The sequence below is a fragment of the Chitinophaga pollutisoli genome (genome assembly GCF_038396755.1).
GTDB classification, from domain to species: domain Bacteria; phylum Bacteroidota; class Bacteroidia; order Chitinophagales; family Chitinophagaceae; genus Chitinophaga; species Chitinophaga pollutisoli.
This window is the reverse complement of sequence record NZ_CP149822.1, coordinates 401,424-423,245: the sequence shown is the minus strand read 5'-3', so window position 1 is coordinate 423,245 and position 21,822 is coordinate 401,424. Positions and strand designations below refer to the sequence as shown.

18 protein-coding genes and 1 pseudogene are annotated in these 21,822 nt (G+C 55.1%); 15 read left to right on the top strand and 4 right to left on the bottom strand.

The features are described 5' to 3' along the window. Nucleotides 1-20: 20 nt before the first annotated feature. Entirely contained in the window at nucleotides 21-863 is an 843-nt protein-coding gene (locus tag WJU16_RS01750; RefSeq protein WP_341836610.1) for a hypothetical protein, read from the bottom strand. Nucleotides 864-886: 23 nt separating this feature from the next. Beyond that, on the bottom strand, nucleotides 887-1,090 hold the full coding sequence (locus WJU16_RS01745) for a hypothetical protein (protein ID WP_341836609.1): 204 nt from the start codon (nucleotides 1,088-1,090) through the stop codon (nucleotides 887-889). A gap of 232 nt (nucleotides 1,091-1,322) precedes the next feature. Between WJU16_RS01745 and WJU16_RS01740 the strand changes: the two genes are divergently transcribed. The 8 genes from WJU16_RS01740 (at nucleotide 1,323) to WJU16_RS01705 (ending at nucleotide 13,210) form a co-directional block, all read left to right on the top strand. Then, nucleotides 1,323-1,925: a hypothetical protein gene (locus WJU16_RS01740; protein ID WP_341836608.1), complete on the top strand. Its 603-nt coding sequence runs from the start codon at nucleotides 1,323-1,325 to the stop codon at nucleotides 1,923-1,925. A 118-nt stretch (nucleotides 1,926-2,043) separates the two neighbouring features. Beyond that, entirely contained in the window at nucleotides 2,044-2,829 is a 786-nt protein-coding gene (locus WJU16_RS01735; protein ID WP_341836607.1) for an SDR family oxidoreductase, read from the top strand. A gap of 522 nt (nucleotides 2,830-3,351) precedes the next feature. Continuing rightward, on the top strand, nucleotides 3,352-6,441 hold the full coding sequence (locus tag WJU16_RS01730; protein ID WP_341836606.1) for a TonB-dependent receptor: 3,090 nt from the start codon (nucleotides 3,352-3,354) through the stop codon (nucleotides 6,439-6,441). A 20-nt stretch (nucleotides 6,442-6,461) separates the two neighbouring features. Then, nucleotides 6,462-8,348 (top strand): RagB/SusD family nutrient uptake outer membrane protein, encoded by a 1,887-nt coding sequence (locus WJU16_RS01725; protein ID WP_341836605.1) that lies wholly within the window; start codon nucleotides 6,462-6,464, stop codon nucleotides 8,346-8,348. A gap of 25 nt (nucleotides 8,349-8,373) precedes the next feature. After that, a complete protein-coding gene (locus WJU16_RS01720) occupies nucleotides 8,374-9,561 on the top strand; it encodes a DUF5000 domain-containing lipoprotein (protein ID WP_341836604.1) in 1,188 nt (395 codons plus the stop codon). A gap of 18 nt (nucleotides 9,562-9,579) precedes the next feature. Continuing rightward, nucleotides 9,580-10,776, top strand: coding sequence for a DUF4998 domain-containing protein (locus WJU16_RS01715; protein ID WP_341836603.1), 1,197 nt, complete (start codon nucleotides 9,580-9,582; stop codon nucleotides 10,774-10,776). 6 nt (nucleotides 10,777-10,782) lie between these two features. Continuing rightward, nucleotides 10,783-12,237: a hypothetical protein gene (locus tag WJU16_RS01710; RefSeq protein WP_341836602.1), complete on the top strand. Its 1,455-nt coding sequence runs from the start codon at nucleotides 10,783-10,785 to the stop codon at nucleotides 12,235-12,237. A 22-nt stretch (nucleotides 12,238-12,259) separates the two neighbouring features. Further along, on the top strand, nucleotides 12,260-13,210 hold the full coding sequence (locus WJU16_RS01705) for an aldo/keto reductase (protein WP_341836601.1): 951 nt from the start codon (nucleotides 12,260-12,262) through the stop codon (nucleotides 13,208-13,210). A 37-nt stretch (nucleotides 13,211-13,247) separates the two neighbouring features. Here the strand turns inward: WJU16_RS01705 and WJU16_RS01700 are convergent, their stop codons facing one another. Continuing rightward, the gene (locus tag WJU16_RS01700; RefSeq protein WP_341836600.1) at nucleotides 13,248-14,486 is read right to left on the bottom strand and encodes an MFS transporter; all 1,239 of its coding nucleotides are present in this window, start codon (nucleotides 14,484-14,486) and stop codon (nucleotides 13,248-13,250) included. Between the two features lie 221 nt (nucleotides 14,487-14,707). On the opposite strand from WJU16_RS01700, the gene WJU16_RS01695 reads away from it, so the two are divergent. From WJU16_RS01695 to WJU16_RS25990, 4 genes and pseudogenes are all read left to right on the top strand, one after another. Further along, a complete protein-coding gene (locus WJU16_RS01695; protein ID WP_341836599.1) occupies nucleotides 14,708-15,568 on the top strand; it encodes a hypothetical protein in 861 nt (286 codons plus the stop codon). 13 nt (nucleotides 15,569-15,581) lie between these two features. Further along, a complete protein-coding gene (locus tag WJU16_RS01690) occupies nucleotides 15,582-16,352 on the top strand; it encodes an aldolase/citrate lyase family protein (RefSeq protein WP_341836598.1) in 771 nt (256 codons plus the stop codon). Then, nucleotides 16,349-17,269, top strand: a complete 921-nt coding sequence (locus tag WJU16_RS01685) for a Gfo/Idh/MocA family oxidoreductase (protein ID WP_341836597.1) — start codon at nucleotides 16,349-16,351, stop codon at nucleotides 17,267-17,269. Before WJU16_RS01690 ends, WJU16_RS01685 begins: the two co-directional genes overlap by 4 nt. A gap of 8 nt (nucleotides 17,270-17,277) precedes the next feature. Beyond that, nucleotides 17,278-18,053: pseudogene (locus WJU16_RS25990) on the top strand (SDR family oxidoreductase). On the opposite strand, the gene WJU16_RS01670 reads toward WJU16_RS25990, so the two are convergent. Then, entirely contained in the window at nucleotides 18,054-18,920 is an 867-nt protein-coding gene (locus WJU16_RS01670; protein ID WP_341836594.1) for an AraC family transcriptional regulator, read from the bottom strand. A gap of 172 nt (nucleotides 18,921-19,092) precedes the next feature. Here WJU16_RS01670 and WJU16_RS01665 point away from each other — a divergent pair, with 172 nt between their 5' ends. From WJU16_RS01665 to WJU16_RS01655, 3 genes are read left to right on the top strand one after another with little or no spacing between them, the layout of a single operon-like run. After that, nucleotides 19,093-19,482: a Rid family detoxifying hydrolase gene (locus WJU16_RS01665; RefSeq protein WP_341836593.1), complete on the top strand. Its 390-nt coding sequence runs from the start codon at nucleotides 19,093-19,095 to the stop codon at nucleotides 19,480-19,482. Continuing rightward, nucleotides 19,482-20,462 (top strand): 3-hydroxyacyl-CoA dehydrogenase family protein, encoded by a 981-nt coding sequence (locus tag WJU16_RS01660; RefSeq protein WP_341836592.1) that lies wholly within the window; start codon nucleotides 19,482-19,484, stop codon nucleotides 20,460-20,462. The genes WJU16_RS01665 and WJU16_RS01660 overlap by 1 nt, the downstream gene beginning before the upstream one ends. Nucleotides 20,463-20,485: 23 nt before the next feature. After that, complete coding sequence (locus WJU16_RS01655; RefSeq protein WP_341836591.1) at nucleotides 20,486-21,802, top strand: aspartate aminotransferase family protein; 1,317 nt, start codon at nucleotides 20,486-20,488, stop codon at nucleotides 21,800-21,802. Nucleotides 21,803-21,822: the final 20 nt, after the last annotated feature.

The following is a 21,822-nucleotide window of genomic DNA, read 5'->3' as shown; positions in this document are numbered from 1 at the left end:
ATTGTTGGATGATGTGAAAATCAGTTGGCGTCCAGCGTGTATTTGCGGAGCCAGGTTATTTTAGCGTTTTTGTCGGCTTCGTACCGTTCCTGGTACACCGGGATCATTTGGATGCGGGCTTTGAGAAATACTTCGATGTAAGTGGTATAAGCTTGCAATACAGCGTCTTTCGTCACAACGGCCGGACTGTCGTCCCCCTGGTCCTTCCACTGTTGCAGCAATTCCCAGTAAGGCCAGTACGCTTCCAGCGCCTGTTCTTCCGACATGGGGTCCACGGCGAAGTGTTCCACCATCCTCGCCACGGATCCCGGTTCGAATGTGTTGGTGCATTGGCAGTAATGGCATGCCTGGTAATAGGAACGGTAGAAGTGCTCCTGAACCGGCAGCGGCGCCTGGCACTGGGTGCAGCGGAAATCGGCGGAAAGGTTTTCACGGGCTTTGGCGGCGAGTTTCTTCCCGGCTTCCGCAAACGTCCTGACTTCATACATCCGCAAATCTTTTTCCAGTTGGCGCATGACCCGGCGTCCTTTTTCCTGCTCTGCGTAGTAAGTTTGGTAGAACCTTTCCTGGAAGGGCTCCAGCGCTTCGCCGGCGTCGGCCAGCCGGGTTTCTTCGTCGTCCCGGAAAGTCTCCCAGCTGGTGGAAACGCTCTGTTGCCAGGTGTCTTCAATTTTCGCAATCAGCGCTTTCGCCTGCGATTCGATGCCGCTCCAGGCATTGGCGAACGGAACGGTATCGAATTGCTGGTAGTCGAGCAATTGCGGCAGGATCGTAGCGGCTTGTGAAAGCGTTTCCTGGAATCTTTCATCGATTTTCGAAAGAAAACCGGCCCATCTTGCGGTGAGGTCGGTGGGGTCTTGCATAAATATGATGTTGTGGGGAGGATTTACGGTTTCGCGAAAAATTCGGCGCCGCAGAAGTTGCAGGTGCTCAAGTCGGTGCCTTCCGGCCGGGCGGCTCCGCAAGCCGTACAGGTGCGGGTTTCGGTCCCGGATGGCGTTTGTCCGTGCTTTTCCGTGGTTTTGATGGAATTTGCGAGGATTTCCGCCAGGAGATTAGGCGGTGTGGTTTTCTTTTCCTGATTCATCATAATTTTATTTGTAACAATGGAAATAGCTTCCGTTTTTCATGGAACAGGCATGGGCCATTGGCATAGTTTGATTTGCCGGTTAAAGGTGCCCCGTTTTTAGATGATCAGGTTGGAGAAAGCTGCTGGAATGCCTGACTGGCTGTCCGGATTGAAATATACCAGGGTTCAAGGGGAGGAGGGGCAGCGAAGGAAACGCCCGGTTTTTCGTATTATTGGTATCAAATCCGACCTTATGCCTATTAAAAACTGGCTGGCGGCCTGTCTGCTCATCCTGCTTCCTGCCGTTCTTTCCGCCCAAAACAGACCTGTTCCGATGGATCCTGTGTATGATAATGAATCCGTGCAGCCGGGGCATACTGTTATTTACGGCAATTTTATCCAGCGCCTGGGATTCAGCAGCGGTGGGTTTTCCCAGGATATCTATCTGCGTAACCGGGCCACCGGGAAAATTTACGCCATGCGCGTAAAAGCAACCTACAAATCCAAAAAGGAAAATACCTTCTGCTTCCACCTGCCCGCCGGGGAATACGAGCTGAGTTCCTATCAATGGACGCAAAGCAAATGGTACGGCGGAACAGTGCACCTGGAGCCCATCTCCAAAAATATCAACTTCGATGAAGCCCAAAAATTGTTGAAAGAAGGGAAGCTGACGGAGGACCGGCTGCAACGCTATACATTTACCGCGGAACCTGGTAAAATACAGTACCTCGGCACCTGGCACTTCGATACGCCTATCGTTTCCTTTTCCGATGACAAACAAGCGCTGGACGCAAAAAACGTGAAGTATTACAAGAAACTGGATTTTAACTCCGCCCTTACTACACTGCCGCAATAACCGGCGCCCGCCGGAAAATGTTCTGAAAGATCGTATCATGATTGCAAATAATAGTTGTAATCAGATTACCAGTTGTAACTACATTTGACGAAGTCAGCCAATTATTGTAAATCTGATCATGATGAAAGATAATTTTCTTCAACTGGAAGGACAGTGGATCTGGGTATTCGGTGGTGCGGGATACCTGGGACAGGCCGTGGTAGCGCAACTCACGCGGGCCGGCGCGAAAATATTATGCGTTGATCTAGACAATCGCGCCGCGTCGGTTCAACTGCCGGACCAACCGCAGGCGGTTGTAATTGCCGCTTCGCTGGATGTGGCAAATGTGGATGAAATTCCCGCGTTCGTGAAGGACCATGTTGCGCGTTACGGCGTCCCCGCGGGTATGGTGAACCTGACTTACGCCTCCACCGCCAAAGCGATGGAAGATCTTTCCGCGGAAGATTTTGACAAAGTGAATCATGGCGGGCTCACGGCAGGTTTCATCCTGGCGCGGGAGGTGGGCAACCTGATGCGGGAGAAGGGGAAAGGCAGCATCGTATTGTTTTCCAGCATTTACGGGATGATGTCTCCCAAAGCCGAGGTGTACCACGCGCCGATGAACAAGAACCCGATCGAATACGGCGTCGGCAAAGCCGGCATCATCCATATGACAAAATACCTGGCCGTACATTGGGCAGGCAGCAACGTGCGGTGCAACTGCATTTCTCCCGGGCCTTTCCCGAATCCAACGGTGCAGGCGCAGCATCCGGAATTTATAGCGCGTTTGGCGGGGCAGTCGCCGATGAACCGCATTGGCATGGCGGCGGAAATCGCCGGTCCTGTTGCTTTCCTGCTGTCAGACGCCGCGTCTTACATCACCGGTCATAACCTGGTGGTGGATGGGGCATGGGGTTGCTGGTAAGCACCCCGTTTATGATAAAATTCTCTGGAAATAGAGCAATTTCAATATAGGAGTACAGCGTGATTTATCCCCGCGCTTTACCGGAATTCTATTTATAAGTATTTGATTTAGAATATTTCTATACCTTGTCAGGACGTTATAGCCGTAAGGGACAGTTGCCGGGGCGTTCTGAAAAATAATACTACAATTGTAATTGATAGTACAAAAAAGATTAAGCGGGTTGGAATAGATTTGACTGCATCGATTTCCGCGCCGCTTCCAGAAATATCCGTTATGAACTTTGCGCTAACGCGGGCGGAAATCAACTGAAATATCGACAGGAATCGAACATTAGGCATGACCATGGGGTAACCAATCCACTATTGCAATCATTTCACTTTACAGTAGCAGGAGCGCTTCGCTGTTCCTGGATGGGATATGCATGCCTGAACGCGATTTTCAATGGAATTATTCACGACATTATTTGAATATATGTATATGAAAAATGCTAGATTATTTTGGCGCCTGCTGTCTTGCTGTTGCTTGATACTGGCAATCCTGCTGCCGGGGCTGCCCGGCAGGGCGCAGGCTCCCGGTGCGCAGGTCACCGTTAAGGGCGTTATTACCGACGAAGACGGCGGGCCGTTGCCAGGGGTGACCGTTACTATCGCGGGCAGCACCAAAGGCGTGATCGCCGACGAAAACGGAAGATATACCATCGATGCACCGCCTGCCGGCACGTTGGTTTTTACGTTCATCGGGATGGAGATTCTGCAGGTACCGGTGAACGCCCGCGCCCAGATCAACGTTACCCTGAAACGGAAGAAAGACACCTTCGATGAAGTACAGGTGGTAGCCTTCGCCACGCAGAAAAAGGAAAGCGTGGTGGGCGCCATCACCACCATCAAGCCTTCCGAGCTAAAAGTGCCTTCCAGTAACCTCACCACCGCGCTGGCCGGGCGTATCGCGGGGATGGTTGCATACCAGCGAAGCGGTGAACCGGGGCAGGATAACGCGGATTTCTTCATCCGCGGCGTCACCAGCTTCGGGTACTCCAACCGCCCGCTGATATTGGTCGACGGTGTGGAAGTGCCCGCCTCGGAACTGGCGCGCATGCAGGTGGATGACATCGCCAGCTTTTCGATTATGAAAGATGCCTCCGCCACCTCGCTCTACGGCGCCCGAGGTGCCAACGGGGTGATCCTCATCACCACCAAAGAAGGTAAGGAGGGGAAAGCCCTTATCACCGCGCGCATCGAAAATTCCATATCCAGCCCAACAAAAGAAGTGGAACTGGCGGACCCGGTTACTTACATGGAATTCGCCAACGAAGCCGTTACCACCCGCAATCCCAACGCGCTCAAACCCTACTCACAGGAAAAAATCGCCAACACCAGGGCCGGGCTGCACCCCGTGCTCTACCCGGCTACAGACTGGAAGCAGATGCTGCTGAAAGACCGTGTCGTGAATCACCGCGCCAACCTCAACGTTTCCGGCGGCGGCAAGGTAGCGCGGTATTACGTGGCGGCCACTTTCAATAAAGATAACGGCCTGCTTAAAGTGGACAACCGCAATAACTTCAATAACAATATCAACCTCAAAACCTACGGCCTCCGGTCCAACGTCAACATCAACCTGACCAAAACCACCGAAGCCCTGGTGCGCCTGAATACCACCTGGTCCGATTACACGGGGCCCATCAAAGGCGGCGCCGACGTATACCGGCAGATCATGCGGACCAATCCCGTGTTGTATCCCGCCTTTTACCAGCCGGACGCGCAACATATGACCACGGAGCATATCCTGTTCGGCAACTATGACGCGGGGCAGTTCAGCAATCCTTACGCGGATATGATGAAAGGGTACCGCGACTATACCAACGCCATGACCCTGGCGCAGTTCGAGATCAAACAAGATCTGAGTTTTATCGCAAAAGGCCTGAAGCTGAGCGGTATGTACAATACCACGCGGTACAATTACTACACCGTTTCCCGCAATTACAATCCTTTCTTCTATGCTGTTTCCAGCTACGACAAGCAATCCGGCGATTATACGCTGGCGGCGCTCAATCCCGAAGCCGGGACGGAATACCTGGGTTATTCGGAAGGGGATAAGGATGTTTCTTCCGAAAACTATTTCCAGGGAATCCTTAGCTACGAGCATCATTTCAATTCCCGCAACACGTTGAACGGGATGCTGGTGTATACGATGCTGAATAAGCTGCAGGCCAACGCCGGCACGCTCCAGAATTCGCTGCCGCACCGCAACATGGGGCTGGCAGGGCGTTTTACGTATGCCCTGGCGGAGAAGTACTTTGTGGAAGCCAACTTTGGTTATAACGGATCGGAGCGGTTTTACAAAAGCCACCGTTTCGGGTTCTTCCCGAGCATCGGCGGCGCCTGGTACGTATCACGTGAGCCTTTCTGGGAGCGCTTCTCCAAAACGATCTCAAACCTCAAGCTGCGCGGTACGTACGGCCTGGTAGGTAATGATGCGATCGGTAGTTCCGCCGAGCGTTTCTTCTTCCTGTCGGAAGTGAATATGAACAGCGCGCCGCATAGTTATCTTTTCGGTTCTGAATTCACCAATACGATCACCGGTATCGCAGAAACGCGCTATGAGAACCGCAACATCAGCTGGGAAACGGCGAAGAAACTCAACCTCAGCGCGGAAATCGGGCTGTTCGGTTTTATTAATATCATTGCGGACGTCTACCGCGAAAGCCGCTCCGGCATACTCATGACCCGTTCGCATATCCCGAATACGATGGGCCTGCTCACCTTGCCGAAAGCCAACGTAGGCGCGGCTACCAGCAGAGGTTTTGATTTATCACTGGAAATGAATAAACAGTTCTCCAAGCAATTCTATCTCTCCGGACGGGCCAATTTCACGTACGCAACGAGCGAATTCACCACCTATGAGGAACCGGATTACCGGCATGCACCCTGGAAATCCCGTATCGGGCATTCCCTGGGGCAGTCGTGGGGGTATGTGGCGGAGCGGTTGTTTGTAGACGACAAGGAAGTACTTAACTCGCCTTTCCAGGCGGGCCAGGTGATGGGCGGCGATATCAAATACAAGGATATCAACGGTGACGGCAAGATCGACGCCCTCGACCAGGTGCCTATCGGTTTCCCTACCACGCCTGAAGTCGTGTACGGGTTCGGGATGTCGGCCGGTTACCGCAACTTCGACTTGTCGTGCTTCATCCAGGGTCTTGCGCGGGAATCGTTCTGGATAGACGCGAACGCCACGGCGCCATTCATCGGTGCGGAAGGCAGTTCCAACCAGTTATTGAAAGTATATGCCGATGATCACTGGTCGGAGGAAAACCGCAACATCCGCGCGCTCTGGCCGCGCCTGTCGAACACCGCCAATACGAACAACAGCGCGCGAAGCACCTGGTTCATGCGCGACGGTTCCTTCCTTCGCCTGAAGCAACTGGAGCTGGGATATAGCGTCCCCGCGGCCTTGATGAAACGCGCCGGCATCGAAAAACTACGTGTTTACGCCAATGGCGCCAATCTTTTCAGCTTTAGCAAATTCAAGCTCTGGGATCCGGAAATGGCCGGCGAAGGTCTGGGCTATCCCCTGCAACGCATCATTAACTTCGGAATTCAATGTTCTTTATGATCCAGCAATACACGCAACTGATGAAAAAGACGCTCCTGGCCACCGTTTCGGCCTTGCTGCTATGCACCTCCTGCAATAAATACCTGGATGTGATACCCGACAACGTGGCCACGCTCGATCATGCTTTCCGCGACCGCGTAGGCACCCAGAGGTTCCTGGCCACCTGCTATTCCAAAATCCCCCGCGTGGGAACCCTCAACGAAATCGGGTTCATGGGCGGCGACGACCTGTGGTTCCATCCAGACATCGATAACAAGATCCAGTACGCCTATTCCCTGGCCCTGGAAGGCAATAACAACCAACGCCCGTACTTCAGCAACTGGCACGGTATCGAAGCCGGACTGGCGCTCTGGCAGGCCATCCGCGATTGCAATACCTTCCTCGCCAATGCGCATAAAGCCCGCGATCTCGACGGGTTCGAGCTGAAGCAATGGTTGGCGGAAGTGAAAACGCTAAAGGCTTTTTACCACTTCTACCTGATGAAACAATACGGGCCTATCCCCGTCATGCGCGACAATCTCCCCATTTCCGCCGCGCCGGAAGAAGTACTGGTATACCGCCAGCCGGTAGACGATGTGGTAAACTACATTGTGCAACTGTTGGACGAAGCCGCGCCCGATCTGCCCCTGGAAGTCGCCAACGAAGTAACGGAAGAAGGACGGATCACGCGACCCGCCGCACTGGCGATTAAAGCCCAGGTACTGGTTACCGCCGCCAGTCCGCTTTTTAATGGTAATCCGGATTATACGGGGATGACTGACGATCGCGGGGTGAAGCTTTTCAGCGCCACGTTCGACCCCGCCAAATGGTTGCGGGCGGCGGAAGCCTGCAAAAACGCGATTGATACCTGCCATGAAGCCGGCATCCAGCTGTATGAATTCAACAATCCTTCCCTGCAGATCAGCGATTCCACTAAACTCGTATTGCTGCCGGGGCAGATCGTGACGGATAAATACAACCGCGAGCGCATTTGGTCGCTGTCGTCGTTCGTTAGTTCCCAGCTGGAATTGGCCACCATTCCGCGGCTCCACGGCGATCATGAGAACGTGGTGTTCCAGCGGCTGGTACCAACGCTGAAGATCGCGGAAATGTTCTACTCCAGCAATGGCGTTCCCATCAATGAAGATCCCCATTACAAATACAATGAAAGGTATGAACTGGCCGTCACGCCGCAGGATCACCAATATTACATGCAGCCCGGATTCGTGACCGCCAATCTCCATCTGAACCGCGAGCCCCGCTTCTACGGCAGCATCGCCGTAGACGGCGGGTGGTGGTTCGGGTTGGGACGGCTCGACGACAAGCAGCAATGGCCGCTGAATTTCCGCCTCGGTTCCATGACCGGCGGCCGCATCGGAACGGCGCGCTACTCTGTCACCACTTTCTACATCAAGAAACTTTGCAACTATTATTCCACCTATAACGGGAAAACCTTCGTTGGTAAGCGCTTCGACTTTCCGCTGATCCGCCTGGCCGACCTGTACCTCATGTACGCCGAGGCGCTAAATGAAACGCTGGCGGCTCCCAGCCAGGATGTATTCTATTACATCGACCTGGTGCGCCGCCGTGCCGGTCTTCAGGGCGTCGCCGAATCCTGGACGCAGCATTCCATCTTCCCCGGAAAATTCCAGAACAAGGACGGCATGCGGGAGATCATCCACCAGGAACGGAACATCGAACTGGCGTTTGAAGGGCACCGCTTCTGGGACCTCCGCCGATGGAAAAAAGCCATCTCCAGCTACAATCAGCCGATCATGGGATGGAACACGGAAGGCGTAACGGCCCAGGACTTCTATCAACCCGTTACCTGGAACCGCAAACCCTACGGGCTCAGGGATATCCTCTGGCCCATCATGCAGGACGAAATCCTCCGAAACAACAAGCTCATTCAAAACCCGGGTTGGTAAGCCCGGCCATAAAAAACATTCCAATATGAAGAAAATATGGCTATTTCCGTTTCTACTGCTCCTCCTGCAGGCCTGCAAGGAAGACGAACTGGTGGGGCAATATCCCGTCGACGACGTTCCGCCGGGCCCGGTCACGGGCATGACAGTGGAAAATGTGCCCGGAGGGTCCATCATCCGGTATAAAATCCCGGCGGACAATGATCTCCTGTATATCAAAGCCACTTACCAACGCAATGGCAAAACCGTGGAGCAGAAAGCCTCCGTGTATGATACACGGCTGGTGCTGGAAGGCCTCGGGAAGTCGCAGACGCAGTCCGTGACGCTCGTCGCTTACGACCGCAGCGAGAACGCTTCTTCGCCGGCTTCGGTAGACGTTACGCCGCTGAACGCACCGATCTACGGTATACTCGAATCCCTGGTGATGCAGGCTGATTTCGGTGGGGTGCGGCTCGATTGGGTGAACGGCAACGCGGCGGATATCGTGGTGACGGTGATTACGAAGGAAGCCCGGTACGGGGTAGAGGAATATGTGGAAGCCGCGAATTTTTATTCCAAAACAAAAGCCGGCGTGGGTACGGTGCGTGGTTATGCAGATGTGGACCGGGAATTCGGGGTGTACATCCACGACCGCTGGGGCAATGTAACCGACACGGTGTTTGGGGTGTATAAACCGTTTTATGAAGAAGCGCTGGACAAGGGGCTCTTCCGGCGCTGGAACCCGCCCGGCATCCCTTACTCCGCCTATACGACACCGAACTGGTACATCGAAAACCTCTGGAACAACCGGATCGATGCGCAACCGAGCGGCGGAACGGGCTTTGCCAACTTCGGCCTGCAGTTTACGTTCGATATGGGGCAGATGGCCAAGATCAGCCGCTTTAAAATTAACCAGCGGCCGGAAACCAATCTCCTGTACAACTATGCCCATCCGAAGAAATTCGAACTCTGGGGCTCGCCACATCCCAACGTGAACGCCGATTTTGCGGGATGGATCTATCTGGGGACCTTCGAATCCATCAAACCCTCCAATCTGCCGCTCGGCCAACTCAACGACGAAGACATTCAGTACGCCCACATCAACGGCGAAGAATGGAACATGCCGCTGGATTCCAAACCCGTGCGCTACATCCGTTTCGTTTGCCAGGAAACCTGGGCGCAGGCCAACGATGTGCAGATGATGGAACTGTCGATGTGGGGCGATACCAACTATTAACGGCTAAAAGAGAATTACATGAAACTGACATATCAATTGTTGACGGTTCCGCTGCTGGCGGCCGGCATGGCGGGATGTTCCAAAATGAACGACCTGCACGACAAATACCTCCGTGAAGGCGAAACCATATACGTAAGCAGGCTCGATACCGTAAACCTGCGGGCGGGCAATGGCCGCGTGGTGCTGCGTTATGTAAACAACGATCCCAAAGTGGCGAAAATGGTCGTCTATTGGCGAACAAGGCAGGACTCCGCCGTGCTCGACGTTCCGCCCGCCGCGGGAGACACGCTGGAAGCCGTGGTTCCGGACCTGGCGGAAGACGGTTATAATTTTGAGCTCATCACCATGAACAAAGAATCGAAATTCAGGTCGGTTCCTTATGAAGTCAACGGAAATGTTTATGGTAGCAGGTTCCAGGCTTCGCTGTATAACCGCGGCGTCTCCAGCAGGGAACTGATCGATGCCGAAAATACGCTGACGGTAAGATGGCTGCGCGCGCCGCAATATGCCGTGCAAACTGAAATTCAGTACCGCGATGTAGATGGAATAGACAGATTGCACAAAGTGCTGCCGTCCGAAGTGGAAACGGTGCTGACCGATGTATCGGGCGATGTGCAGTACCGGACCCGTTTCCTGCCTGAGCCAACGGCGGCGGACACGTTCTCTACCGCCTACGAACCGCTGGAACCGGTGGTGGTGGAAGGCGTGCAGCTCAATAAATCCCTGTTCAAACGCTGGAACCCGCCCGGGTTGCCCTATACCGGCAACACGACTGCCACGTGGCGGATCGAAAATGCCTGGGATGGCGGTATTACGTTGGGCTTCGCGAACACTAACAATCAGTTCACCGTGGATCTGGGTCAAACTTCCCGCCTGAGCCGCTTACTGATCAATAACCGTCCGGAGTCGAACCTGCTGTACAATCATTCGCACATGCGCCGTTTCGAAATCTGGGGCAGCGCCACGCCGGATGTAACTGCCGATTTTTCGGGATGGGTGAAACTCGGCACCTACGAATCCTTCAAGCCCTCTGGTGCTTCGGTAGGAACGCTAACCGAAGAAGATATCCGGTACGGGCATACAGTTGGGGAGAAATTCTACTTCCCCGCTACCTCGCCGGACGTGCGTTACCTCCGTATCGTATGCCAGGAAACCTGGGGGAAGCAAGCCGGCATTCAATTCATGGAAATGACGCTGACAGGCGTGGTCAAGTAATGTAAAATGACGAGAAAATATCTTTTTTCCCTGATTGCAGCCTTCGGTGCGGCCCTGACTTACAGTCACGGGCAGGCCCCTGGAGCCCTGCAAATCGCCGACAGGCGGGAGATCTTCGTGGACCGCTACCTAATCGATAAGCTGGAAGGCGTGGCGCTGCGCATGCACGCCCCGCGCGAATCCGGCGCAGTGCTGTATTTCGACAAACCCTGGGAAGGGCGCTTCAGCGGGTATGTAACGATCCTGCACGATGGTGATAGAATCCGCGCGTATTACCGCGGCGTACCCATTTCCGGCAAAGACGGCAATGAACACGAGGTAACCTGCCTGGCCGAATCCCAGGACGGGATTACGTGGTCGAAGCCCGTGCTGAAACAGCATCGTGTTGGCGGAAGCCTCCGCAACAATGTGGTCGTCGCGCACGAAACGCCCGCCAGCCACAACTTCAGTACTTTCATTGACGCCAACCCCGCCACTCCGGCGCATCTCCGTTACAAAGCCATCTGCGGCACACGCGAAACAGGCCTTCTGGCCTACGCCTCGCCCGATGGCCTGCGCTGGCACAAAATGCAGGGCGCGCCAGTGATCACCAAAGGCGCTTTCGATTCGCAAAACGTAGCGTTCTGGTCTGAAAGCGAGCAGCTGTATGTCTGCTACTTCCGGACCATGCGCAAAGTGGGCAAAACGGCGTACCGGTCGGTGAGCCGTGCCGTTTCAAAGGATTTCCTGCATTGGTCGGAACCGGAAGAAATGACTTTCGGCGATACACCGCACGAACAACTGTATACGCAGCAAACGAGCCCTTACGCCCGCGCGCCGCACATTGCGCTGGCTATCGGAGCCCGGTTTATGCCCGGGCGGCAGGTGGTGACTGACGAAGAGGCGAAACGGCTGAACGTGGACCCGCAATATTACCGCGATTGCTCGGATGTGGTATTGCTGTCGACGCGCGGCGGTAAGGCCTACGAACGGACGTTCCTGGAATCGTTTATCCGGCCTGGAATAGGACTGGGCAACTGGGTTTCTCGGTCGAATTACCCGGCGCTAAACGTGGTGCAGACCGGTGCGGATGAGCTGTCGTTGTATGTAAACGAAGCATACGCGCAGGAGGGGGCGCACCTGAAACGATATACGCTCCGCCTCGACGGGTTTGCCTCCCTGCATGCGCCTTTTGGCGGCGGGAGGATGACGACGAAAGTTTTTACATTTGAAGGAAAGGAGCTGGAAATTAATTTTTCTACTTCCGCGGCCGGTGAAATCAGGATAGAAATGCTCGATGCGGAAGGAAATCCCATAGCCGGTTTTGCGAAGAATGATGCGGAAATCGTCATTGGTAACGAAACGCGGAGGATCGTGCGATGGAAGGGGAACGCGGATGTAAGCGCCCTGTCGGGTAGGCCGGTGCGGATGAGGGTCTATATGAAAGATGCGGACCTGTATGCTTTCAAATTCAATCAGTAATTCAATTGTATTCAATTCGATAATGGAAAAAAGAGCATTGGGAAAAACCGGCATACGCGTGTCGGAAGTGGCGTTCGGCGGAGTGGAGATCGGGATGCCTTACGGTATTGGTGTCCACGGCCGTGAAGATATGTTGCCGGAACAGGATGCTATCCGGCTGTTGCATGCCGCGGTGGACGGAGGGATTAACTTTTTCGATACGGCGCGTTTATATGGCAATAGCGAAGAGATTATGGGACGTGCATTTCATGACCGCAGGAAAGATGTGGTGCTGGCCACAAAATGCCGGCACCTGCATGCGCCAGGCCAGCCGCTGCCCCCGTCAGAAACCCTCCGGGAAATCATTTGGGGATCGCTGCAGGAAAGCCTGCGTGCTTTGCAAACGGATTATGTGGATGTTTTCATGCTCCACCAGGCCAGCGCCGCCATTCTCGACAGCCAAGAAGTAGCGGCGGTTTTCAGGGATATTAAACGGCAGGGGATTTGCCGCGCAACGGGAATTTCTACTTATCATACCACCGAAACGGAGCAGGCGGTTGCGAGCGGCGACTGGGATGTGATCCAGCTGCCTTACAACCTGATGGACCAGCGGCAGGCGCTATGTTTCGACGCTGCCGAAGCGGCGGGTGTGGGATTGGTGGTAAGATCCGTTTTGCTGAAGGGGATCCTCGGCGATAGGGGCCGCCGGTTACACCCGGCGTTGAAAGACGTGGAAGTTCATGTTGGCAAGTACGCGGCTTTGCAAGATGAATTGCCGTTGGCGGAATTCGCCGTGAAATTCGCGTTGTCGTCGCGCCAGGTGGCTGCCGTGCTGATCGGGATCGATAAACCCGAATACCTGGAAGCTACGCTCCGCACGGCCGATGGGCGTTACCTCGATGCAGCTGCCTTCGCGGCAGCAAAGCGCCTGTCATATCCCAATCCCGCGTTCCTGGACCTCCCGGCCTGGGACCGCAACGGATGGTTGAAGTAATTTAGTATGGAAAGAAAACGCACGCGGACAGGGATCATCAACCCTTGTCCGCGTTTTTCGTTTTGATGGAAAGGAGAATGACGGCGCTGATAAGCGCTGCGCCCGCGGCCAGTTGAAACACGCTGCGCAGATTCACATCCGCATCGCGCAGGGCGCCGCCGGCGTAGATACCGAGGCCGCCGATCAGGCAGCTCACAAGATTGAGGATGCCATAACCAGTAGCGCGATACCGCTCGTCGGCGATCATGCAGAGGATGGGCATCATGTTGGCATCGGTGAAAGTCCGCGTGAAGGCAAACATCACGAACCCGCCGATCGCCAGTACCAGCGCGTCGGTGCTGGCGCCCAGCAGGATGCAGGGCGCGGCGATGCAGAGCCCGATGGCGGGTACCAGCACCCGCGCGCGCTGATTGCGGCGGCTCCAGCGGTCGGCCCAGGCGCCTCCGGCTAAAACACCCAGCAGGCTGGCGGTGTGGAAGTACCCGGTGGCGTACACGCCGGCCATGCTTTGGGTAAGGTTGAACTGTTCTTTGTAATACGTCGGCAACCACGAAACGATCATCCAGTTTACCACCCCGATCATCCCCCAGAAAGCCAATGCCAGCCAGTAAGCGCGCTTGCTGAACAGGTTACGCACGGCATCGCCGAACCTGATAGTTGTAACGGCTGGCGCGGTGATTTGCCGGGAGGGCGCATCCCGCAGAAAGAAAAACAACACGAAAGCATACACGACGCCGATGATGCCAAAGGTGCTGAATGCGTTGGTCCACGAGGATTCTTCGGCAATCCATCCACCCAGAAATCCCAGGCTTTGCCCGAACATGATACCCGCCATGTGAATACCGGTAGCCAGCGACCGGGTGGGCCCACGGTGGTAATCCGTGATCAACGCCAGCGCGGCGGGGATGTAACAGGCTTCGCTAATGCCCATCAAAGCCCGTGTGGCCAGCAATTCACCATAGGTAGTGGCGTGCGCCGTCATCCAGGTTACGATCGACCAAACGAACAGGCTGATAATAATCACCCGGCTGCGCTTGAAACGGTCGGCCAGGAAACCCGCGAATGGGCTCAGCAATCCATATACCCAAAGGAATACAGAGGTCAGCATGCCGAACTGCGTGTCGGTAATGTGAATGTCCGACACAATGGATTCCCGCATGGTGGTGATCATGATCCGGTCGAGATAATTCAGGCAGCCTACCACGCAAAGTAATGCAACCGTTATCCATGCGCGGAGCGCGGGCTGGCGAATGGAAAAAGCGTCGGTATTCATCATATCGTAGTTTTGGATATCAAATGTTTCAAAAGTAGGTTCCCGGCGGCAGCGCTGTTGTTACGATCCTGCTGATATGTGGTATTATTTTTCATTATATTGGTTGGCGGTTGTTTCCTGTCGTCAATATACAAAATGCAGGTTTTTTCATTTGTGTAAGAAAGTATTATGAATGTAAAGAATAGTAACAACGGTATCCTGACCGGACGATTACTTTTGAAGATATGCTGATGCGATTATTTGCCTTGTTCGTCACCTTTTTCGCTTTGGGAAACCTCCACGGCCAGAACCGTACGCAGGCATGCCTGGATGTGTTGCGGCAGGCGATGGAGCGCAGCCCGCAATTCCTGGTGCGCATGCATGCAGCGGAAGCGCTCATCGCAAACGGTTATAGGAACGGGATCGCCGCGCATTTTCCTTTGCATAAAAAACTGGGTTCCATCGAAAGGACTGGCTCAGCCCGGGTGAGGGCGCGGCTGGGGCGGCGGAGGAAAATGGCGCGGGTAATTTTGCACGAATTCCGCCATGCCGACAGTGCTCGCAGCCGCCTTACGGCACTCGAAAGCCTCGCGAAGATCGGCTACCGTAAAACGCCGGCATCCATCCGTTCGCTGGCAGACAGGGGCAGCGGCGGTTTCCGTGCCATGGCCGCATGGGTAGTCGCCAACCAGGGAACAGCGGAAGGTAAGGCGCGGCTCGAAATGATGCTGTCGTCTCCGGATGCGGCGGAAAGTTATTACGCCGCATATGCCCTGCGCTTCAGTCCGTCGGTATCTGCTGTCGCCCGCGGTTTGCTGGATTCCTGCGCCACGCATGTGCAGCCGGGAAATCCCGGCTGGTCGCTGGTGCTAAGTGCCTATTACGCTCACGCTTCTCCGCAGGACCTTCAACGAGCCCGCCAAATGATGGTGCAGTGCCTACACGGTAGTGCAGGTGAACGTTACCAAGTGGGCGAGGGGCTGGCAATACGGGGAAAAGTAGATGACCTTCCCTTCCTCGACAAACTGCTGGCGGATGGCAATGAAGATGTACGCGTGTCTGCCGCCAATGCGGTTCTACAGATTTTGAAAAGAAACAAACTTTAAACTTACCGGATATATGAAAATGAGAGAAAGCAGGGTACTGAGGAAATTAAGGGCTGGCGAAACGGCCAGCTGCCTGAAGATCAATTTCGGAGACGGACAGGTGTCCGAACTGGCGGCTATGATGGGTTTCGATTGCCTGTGGGTAGACCGGGAGCACCTGGCGCAGGACTGGTCAGTTGTATCCACGCATATCCGATCCGCCAAAGCGCACGACGTGGATGTGATGGTGCGGGTGCCCAGAGGCAGTTACAGCGACTATATCAAACCGCTGGAGCTGGATGCCGCGGGGATTCTCGTGCCGCATGTCATGAGCCTGGAAGATGCAAAGTCGATCGTCAAAATGACCCGCTTCCACCCGCTGGGCAAACGCGCCATCGACGGCGGCAGTGCGGACGCAGGGTACACCGGCATCCCGCTGACCGAATACATGCAACAGGCCAACAGCCAGCGTTTCGTGATTCTGCAGATCGAGGACTACGAGCCGCTGAAGGAAATCGAAGCCATCGCCGCGCTGGAAGGGTACGACATGCTGTTCTTCGGTCCGGGAGATTTCAGCCAGAGCATCGGCGCCCCCGGCCAGTGGGATCATCCCGAGCTCCTCAACGCCCGCCGACTCGTTGCGGAAGCAGCGCGGAAGCATGGTAAATTCGCCGCGACTTCCGGAAGTATCGACAGCCTCAAGGATTTCCTCAGCATGGGCTACCAGTTTGTCAACGTTGGCGCCGATGTAGTAGGCATGAAAAACTACTGTCAATCCATCCAGCAAAAAATACACGAAGCATGATCCGGATCGGCATAATCGGCATGAGCGAAGGCAATGCGCATCCTTATTCCTGGTCTGCCATAATCAATGGCATGGCTGATGGCGCAGAGATTGCCCGCGTGGGGTATCCCGCCGTGGCGGATTACCTCGCCGCGAACCGCGCTACAACCGGAATCCCCGGCGCGAAGGTCACCCAGGTTTGGGCGCAGGATACCGCCATCGCTGAAAGTATCGCGCGCGCCACGGGCATTGATCACGTTGCGGGATCACTGGAAGAAATGGCCACAAACATCGATGCCGTGATCCTCGCGCGCGACGACCCCGAGCACCACCGCGCCATGGCCGCGCCTTTCATCGAAGCCGGCATTCCCTTGTTCATCGACAAGCCCCTTGCCATCAGCCGCGAAGACCTGGCATGGTTCGCAGGGCATGCGGCGGAAGGGAAATTTGTCATGAGCTGCTCTTCCATGCGGTATGCGTCTGAAGTCATGTCGGCCAAGGCCCAGCTGGCCGCGCTTGGCCCCATTCAACTGGTGACGGCGACGGGAAAGAAAGACTGGATAAAATACGGCGTTCACATGCTGGAAGCCGTTTTCTCGCTTCTGGACGATCCTCAACCGCTATCGGTCAGGCATTCCGGCCAGCAAGGGAAGGATGTAGTGACGATCGAATTCGCCAACGGTATCATCGCCGTCGTTCATCTTTTCATGCACATCTCCCCGACTTTCCAGCTGTCTGTTTATGGAGAAAAAAACTGGCGGCTGGTGGATATCACCAATTCCTACGCCATGTTTCGCGACAATATCATTGAGTTTGTGCGGTCCGTGCAGGAAGGCAGGCCCCGCCTGCGGTTCGAAACCACCTCTGCCGTCATCGGTACACTCATCGCTGCTAAAGAAAGCAGGGAGCAAGGCGGCATCACTATTCACATTCATTGACATTACACATGCATATTCATAAATTATTCAACCTGGAAGGAAGGGTGGCGCTCGTAACGGGCGGCGCCGGCCAATATGGCCAATGTATGGTGGAAGCGCTCGGCGAAGCCGGTGCCCGCGTCATCACTGCTTCGCGCAATCTGGAAGAAGGGCGCCGCGTGGCGGAGGCTTTCCGCCAGCAGGGCCTGCAGGTGGATGCGCTGGCATTGGACCAGGGAGATCATACTTCGATAAGAGAATTAACCACATCGATAAAAAGAATTACGGCCGCCTCGATATTTTCGTGAACAACGCCGTGAGCCGTCCCATGAAAGGATACGACGCGCCCATTGCCCAATTCGCCGAATCCATGCTGGTGAACGCCACCGGCATGATGGACCTGCTCCGGGAAATGGCGGCGCTCATCGAAGAAAGCGGCGGCGGCAGTATCATCAATATTGCTTCCATGATGGGCATGCGCGGCCCCGACCTGTCTAACTATGACGGAACGGACATGGGCCATCCGCCGCCTGATTATTTTTTCCACAATGCGGGCCTCATCAACCTAACCCGCTACCTCGCCAAAGTGCTGGCCGGCAAGCAGGTGCGCGTAAATTGTATTAGTCCGGGCGGATTGTTCAATCATCAACCCGAACAATTTCTGAAAAACTACTGCAAGAAAGTACCGTTGGGAAGAATGGCAAACCGGGACGATATCAAAGGTCTGGTCGTGCTCCTCGCTTCGGATGCGGGAGCGTATATCAACGGAGAAAATATCCTGATGGATGGTGGTTTGAACGCATAATTACAGGACAAGCGTCCGCTTATATTCGCTGGGCGTCATGCCTTTGAGTTTCTTGAACTGTCGATTGAAGTTGGCGAGATTGTTGAACCCGCATTCATAGGCGATTTCAGCGATGTTGTGGTCTTTTTCCGATAATAGTTTGCAGGCGTGGCCGACACGAACGGAATTCAGGTATTCGATGAACGTCACGCGCTGGTGTTCCTTGAAGTAATTACAGAAAGTAGTAACGGCCATATTGGCCACGCCGGCGATTTCGGTCAGCGGGATATCGCGGTCGAAATTACGCATGATGTAATCGGTAATGATGCCGAAACGGTTGGAGGTGGTCAGTTGTACATTCTCCACAAACGCCGGGCTGGCCAGCAGTTCGTATTCCGTGGTGGCGGCTAGCAGATCGAAGATGCTGAACAGGGCCGAGAGTCGTTGCATGCCGTTCATGTCCGGCATTTTCTTCATGATCGCATTGATACGGCTTCGCGTATTCCCTTTGATTTCCATGCCATGCTTCGCCAGCTGGAACGCCGTTTTCATCATTTCCATCTCCGGAACGGCATTAAAGGCTTCCCCCAGGAAATCCTCCATGAAATGAATGACGATGGCATCCGCCTGGTGGCCGGTTTCGCCGTTGAGATAAGGAGCGTCGTTCACCCACACATGCGGCAATCGCGGCGCCATAAATACCAGGTCTTCTTCCCCGAAATACCCGATATGGTCACCCACCATGCGGCGGCCCGTACTGCGCGTAACTAATACTAATTCATATTCCGGATGATAATGCCAGGGACAGGGAAAATAGGCGCCTACTTCACGGAAAACGGTGAATGATTTGTCGAAATCCTTTGGTATGCGGTGTTCTGTAGCTTTCATGAATGGAGGGTGATAGACAGTACAATATAAGGAATAAACGTTGTAGTGATGATATGCAGGTGGCGGTTTTGAAAGATTGTATTACAAATGTAAACGATAGTAACAGGAAAAAGGGGAGGTGCAGGGTACTTTTGAACCGATATAACAATTACTTCATGTACGCTTCCAACAGATGAAAAAAGTAAAAATAATCCACCCGCACCGTGATCCCTCTTTTGTTACCGGCGCATATTCCGACGCGCTGATCGTGGACGGACTGCTCTTCGTGAGCGGACAGGCTTCCGTCGATTTCAGGGCGTCCCGGTTCGTGCTGGGCAGTATTGAAGAAGAAACGACCCGCTCGCTCGATAATATCAAGGCGATTGTGGAGGCGGCGGGCGCGGGGATGGAAGATGTGGTGAAATGTACGGTACATCTCGCCGATATAGCGGATTTCGACCGTTACAACGCGGTTTATGAAAAATATTTCCCGGGGATCAAACCTGTGCGCACAACCGTGCAATCTGTGCTGGCCGAAAGCCTGAAGGTAGAGATCGATTGTATTGTGAAAATTCCCGGCTGATGGAGATGCAACTGAACCCGGCAGCCATTCCGGTGGGAGTGGTGGGCCTGGGATTGATGGGAAGCAGCATTGTGGCTTCGCTGCTGATGTCGGGGCATTACGTTGTCGGCATCGCACCTTTGCCGGAAGATATGGAGGCCGGTCCGCGCCGCATCCGTGAGCAATTGGTGCAATGCGCGGCCGCCGGTCTTCTCGTGGAACCGGTGGACGCCTGCCTTTCCCGGCTGACGGTCACCGACCGCTACAGCGCTTTGCGCGATTGCCGGTTGTTACAGGAATGCGTGGTCGAGAAAGTCGATATCAAAAAACAGGTATACCGGAAGATAGCCGCCGTAGCGGCTCTTGACGCCGTGATCACCAGCAATACTTCCGCCATTCCGATCAGTACGCTGCAACAGCTCGTTCCGGCACCCGAACGGTTCCTGGGATTGCATTGGGCCGAGCCGGCGTATGCAACCCGGTTCCTGGAGATCACCTGCGGCGACCAAACGGCGCCGGAGCACGCTGACTGGTTGTTTCGTCTGGCGCATGGCTGGGGCAAAGAACCCACGCTGCTCCGGAAAGATATCCGCGGCTTCATCACCAACCGCCTCATGTACGCCGTGTACAGGGAAATGCTGCACCTGGTGGAAAAAGGGCTGGTTACTGCCGAAGACGCCGACAAAGCTTTCCGGTACGACGCGGGATCGTGGATGACGCTCATGGGGATTTTCAGGCGGATGGATTACACCGGCCTGGAGGACGCCGCGGCTATTTTCAAATCCTGGTTCCCCCGGTTAAGCAACCACACCGGCGTTCCCCTGATCATGCGCCGGATGGTGCGGGAACAGGCGCGTGGCATTCATGATGGCAATGGCTTCTATGCCTACACGCCGCAGGACGCCCGCCGCTGGGAAGCTGCATTTGCCGGCTTCAACCACGACATCCACCGGCTCGCGCGATTATATCCATACAACCCCGTTGCTCCGGTCAACGTGTAAACCCACCGGAAAATAAGCATCGCATGAAAAAATTTCAATACATGCAATCTGCCGCTTTGCTGGAAAGAGCGAAGAAAGTGCTGGCAGGCGGCGTTTCCTCTGAATTCAGAAAATACAACCACCCGCATGCCTTGTTCTATACACACGGATCGGGCAGCAGGATTTACGACGCAGACGGCAACGAGTACCTCGACTTCACGCTCAGCCAGGGCCCCCTCATCCTGGGACACTCGCATCCGAGGGTGTTGTCGGCCGTACAGGAATATTCCGCCGGCGGACAACTGTTTGCCGGCCAGCATATCCGCGAGTTAGAACTGGCGGAGCAATTGCAGCGGCTGATCCCGTCAGCGGAGATCATGCGCTTCTGCCTCGACGGATCAGAAGCGGTGCAAACCGCCTTCCGCGTGGCAAGGGCGAAAACCGGGCGGCCGAAGTTCCTTCGGTTCGAAGGGCACTATCATGGCTGGCTGGATAACGTGAGTTGGGGGATTTCCGCCCCGGACGCAACGGCCGCGGGCAGCAGGAATGCGCCCGCAGCACATGCATGGTCAGCCGGGTTGCCCGCCGGGGCGAGGGATGAATTCATCATCCTGCCCTGGAACGACCTTCCGTTACTGCAATCCACGCTGGCGGAGCGCCACGGCGAGATTGCCGCCGTTATCACGGAACCGGTAATGTGCAATAACGGTTGCATTCTTCCGCAGCCGGGCTTCCTGGAAGGGATGCGCGCGCTTTGCGACACTTACGGCATCGCGTTGATTTTCGATGAAGTGATTACCGGCTTCCGGCTGTCGTTAGGCGGGGCCCAGCAATATTTCAACATTACACCCGACCTGTCCGTTTTCGCCAAGGCCATGGCAAGCGGTTACCCCATCAGCGCTATTGTAGGCAAGCGCGCGTGGATGGACCAGATCACGGAGGGGAGGGTGGTGCATGCCGGCACGATGAATGCCGGCAATCCCACCATCGCTGCGGCGCAGGCCACGCTGCAGGTGCTGGAAGAAACGCAGCCGTACGAGCGGATCTTCCGGTATGGCCAAATGTTGATGAGCGGGCTGCGCCGCGCAGCCGGGCGCACCGGGCATCAAATGACGGTATCCGGACCAGGGCCCATGTTCCACACGGGCTTCTCCGGGCAGCCAGCTATCCGCGAATACCGCGACACACTGGACTTCGACCGGGGGCTGCTCGCGCTATTCATTTCCGGCATGCACGACCGCGGCATTAGGATCATCGGCCGCGGGCTCTGGTACATCAGCGCCGCGCATACGGAAGCGGATATACACCTGGCGGTGGACACGGCGGAGGAAGTCCTTGGAAACATGCAGCATAACCAGTAATTATGAACAAAGACGCAACA

Excerpts from the sequence above, each read along its gene's own strand:
- WJU16_RS01750 (WP_341836610.1), bottom strand. The coding sequence starts at position 863 with ATGCAAGACCCCACCGACCTCACCGCAAGATGGGCCGGTTTTCTTTCG.
- WJU16_RS01745 (WP_341836609.1), bottom strand. The coding sequence starts at position 1,090 with ATGATGAATCAGGAAAAGAAAACCACACCGCCTAATCTCCTGGCGGAA.
- WJU16_RS01740 (WP_341836608.1), top strand. The coding sequence starts at position 1,323 with ATGCCTATTAAAAACTGGCTGGCGGCCTGTCTGCTCATCCTGCTTCCT.
- WJU16_RS01735 (WP_341836607.1), top strand. The coding sequence starts at position 2,044 with ATGATGAAAGATAATTTTCTTCAACTGGAAGGACAGTGGATCTGGGTA.
- WJU16_RS01725 (WP_341836605.1), top strand. The coding sequence starts at position 6,462 with ATGAAAAAGACGCTCCTGGCCACCGTTTCGGCCTTGCTGCTATGCACC.
- WJU16_RS01720 (WP_341836604.1), top strand. The coding sequence starts at position 8,374 with ATGAAGAAAATATGGCTATTTCCGTTTCTACTGCTCCTCCTGCAGGCC.
- WJU16_RS01715 (WP_341836603.1), top strand. The coding sequence starts at position 9,580 with ATGAAACTGACATATCAATTGTTGACGGTTCCGCTGCTGGCGGCCGGC.
- WJU16_RS01710 (WP_341836602.1), top strand. The coding sequence starts at position 10,783 with ATGACGAGAAAATATCTTTTTTCCCTGATTGCAGCCTTCGGTGCGGCC.
- WJU16_RS01705 (WP_341836601.1), top strand. The coding sequence starts at position 12,260 with ATGGAAAAAAGAGCATTGGGAAAAACCGGCATACGCGTGTCGGAAGTG.
- WJU16_RS01700 (WP_341836600.1), bottom strand. The coding sequence starts at position 14,486 with ATGATGAATACCGACGCTTTTTCCATTCGCCAGCCCGCGCTCCGCGCA.
- WJU16_RS01695 (WP_341836599.1), top strand. The coding sequence starts at position 14,708 with ATGCTGATGCGATTATTTGCCTTGTTCGTCACCTTTTTCGCTTTGGGA.
- WJU16_RS01690 (WP_341836598.1), top strand. The coding sequence starts at position 15,582 with ATGAAAATGAGAGAAAGCAGGGTACTGAGGAAATTAAGGGCTGGCGAA.
- WJU16_RS01685 (WP_341836597.1), top strand. The coding sequence starts at position 16,349 with ATGATCCGGATCGGCATAATCGGCATGAGCGAAGGCAATGCGCATCCT.
- WJU16_RS01670 (WP_341836594.1), bottom strand. The coding sequence starts at position 18,920 with ATGAAAGCTACAGAACACCGCATACCAAAGGATTTCGACAAATCATTC.
- WJU16_RS01665 (WP_341836593.1), top strand. The coding sequence starts at position 19,093 with ATGAAAAAAGTAAAAATAATCCACCCGCACCGTGATCCCTCTTTTGTT.
- WJU16_RS01660 (WP_341836592.1), top strand. The coding sequence starts at position 19,482 with ATGGAGATGCAACTGAACCCGGCAGCCATTCCGGTGGGAGTGGTGGGC.
- WJU16_RS01655 (WP_341836591.1), top strand. The coding sequence starts at position 20,486 with ATGAAAAAATTTCAATACATGCAATCTGCCGCTTTGCTGGAAAGAGCG.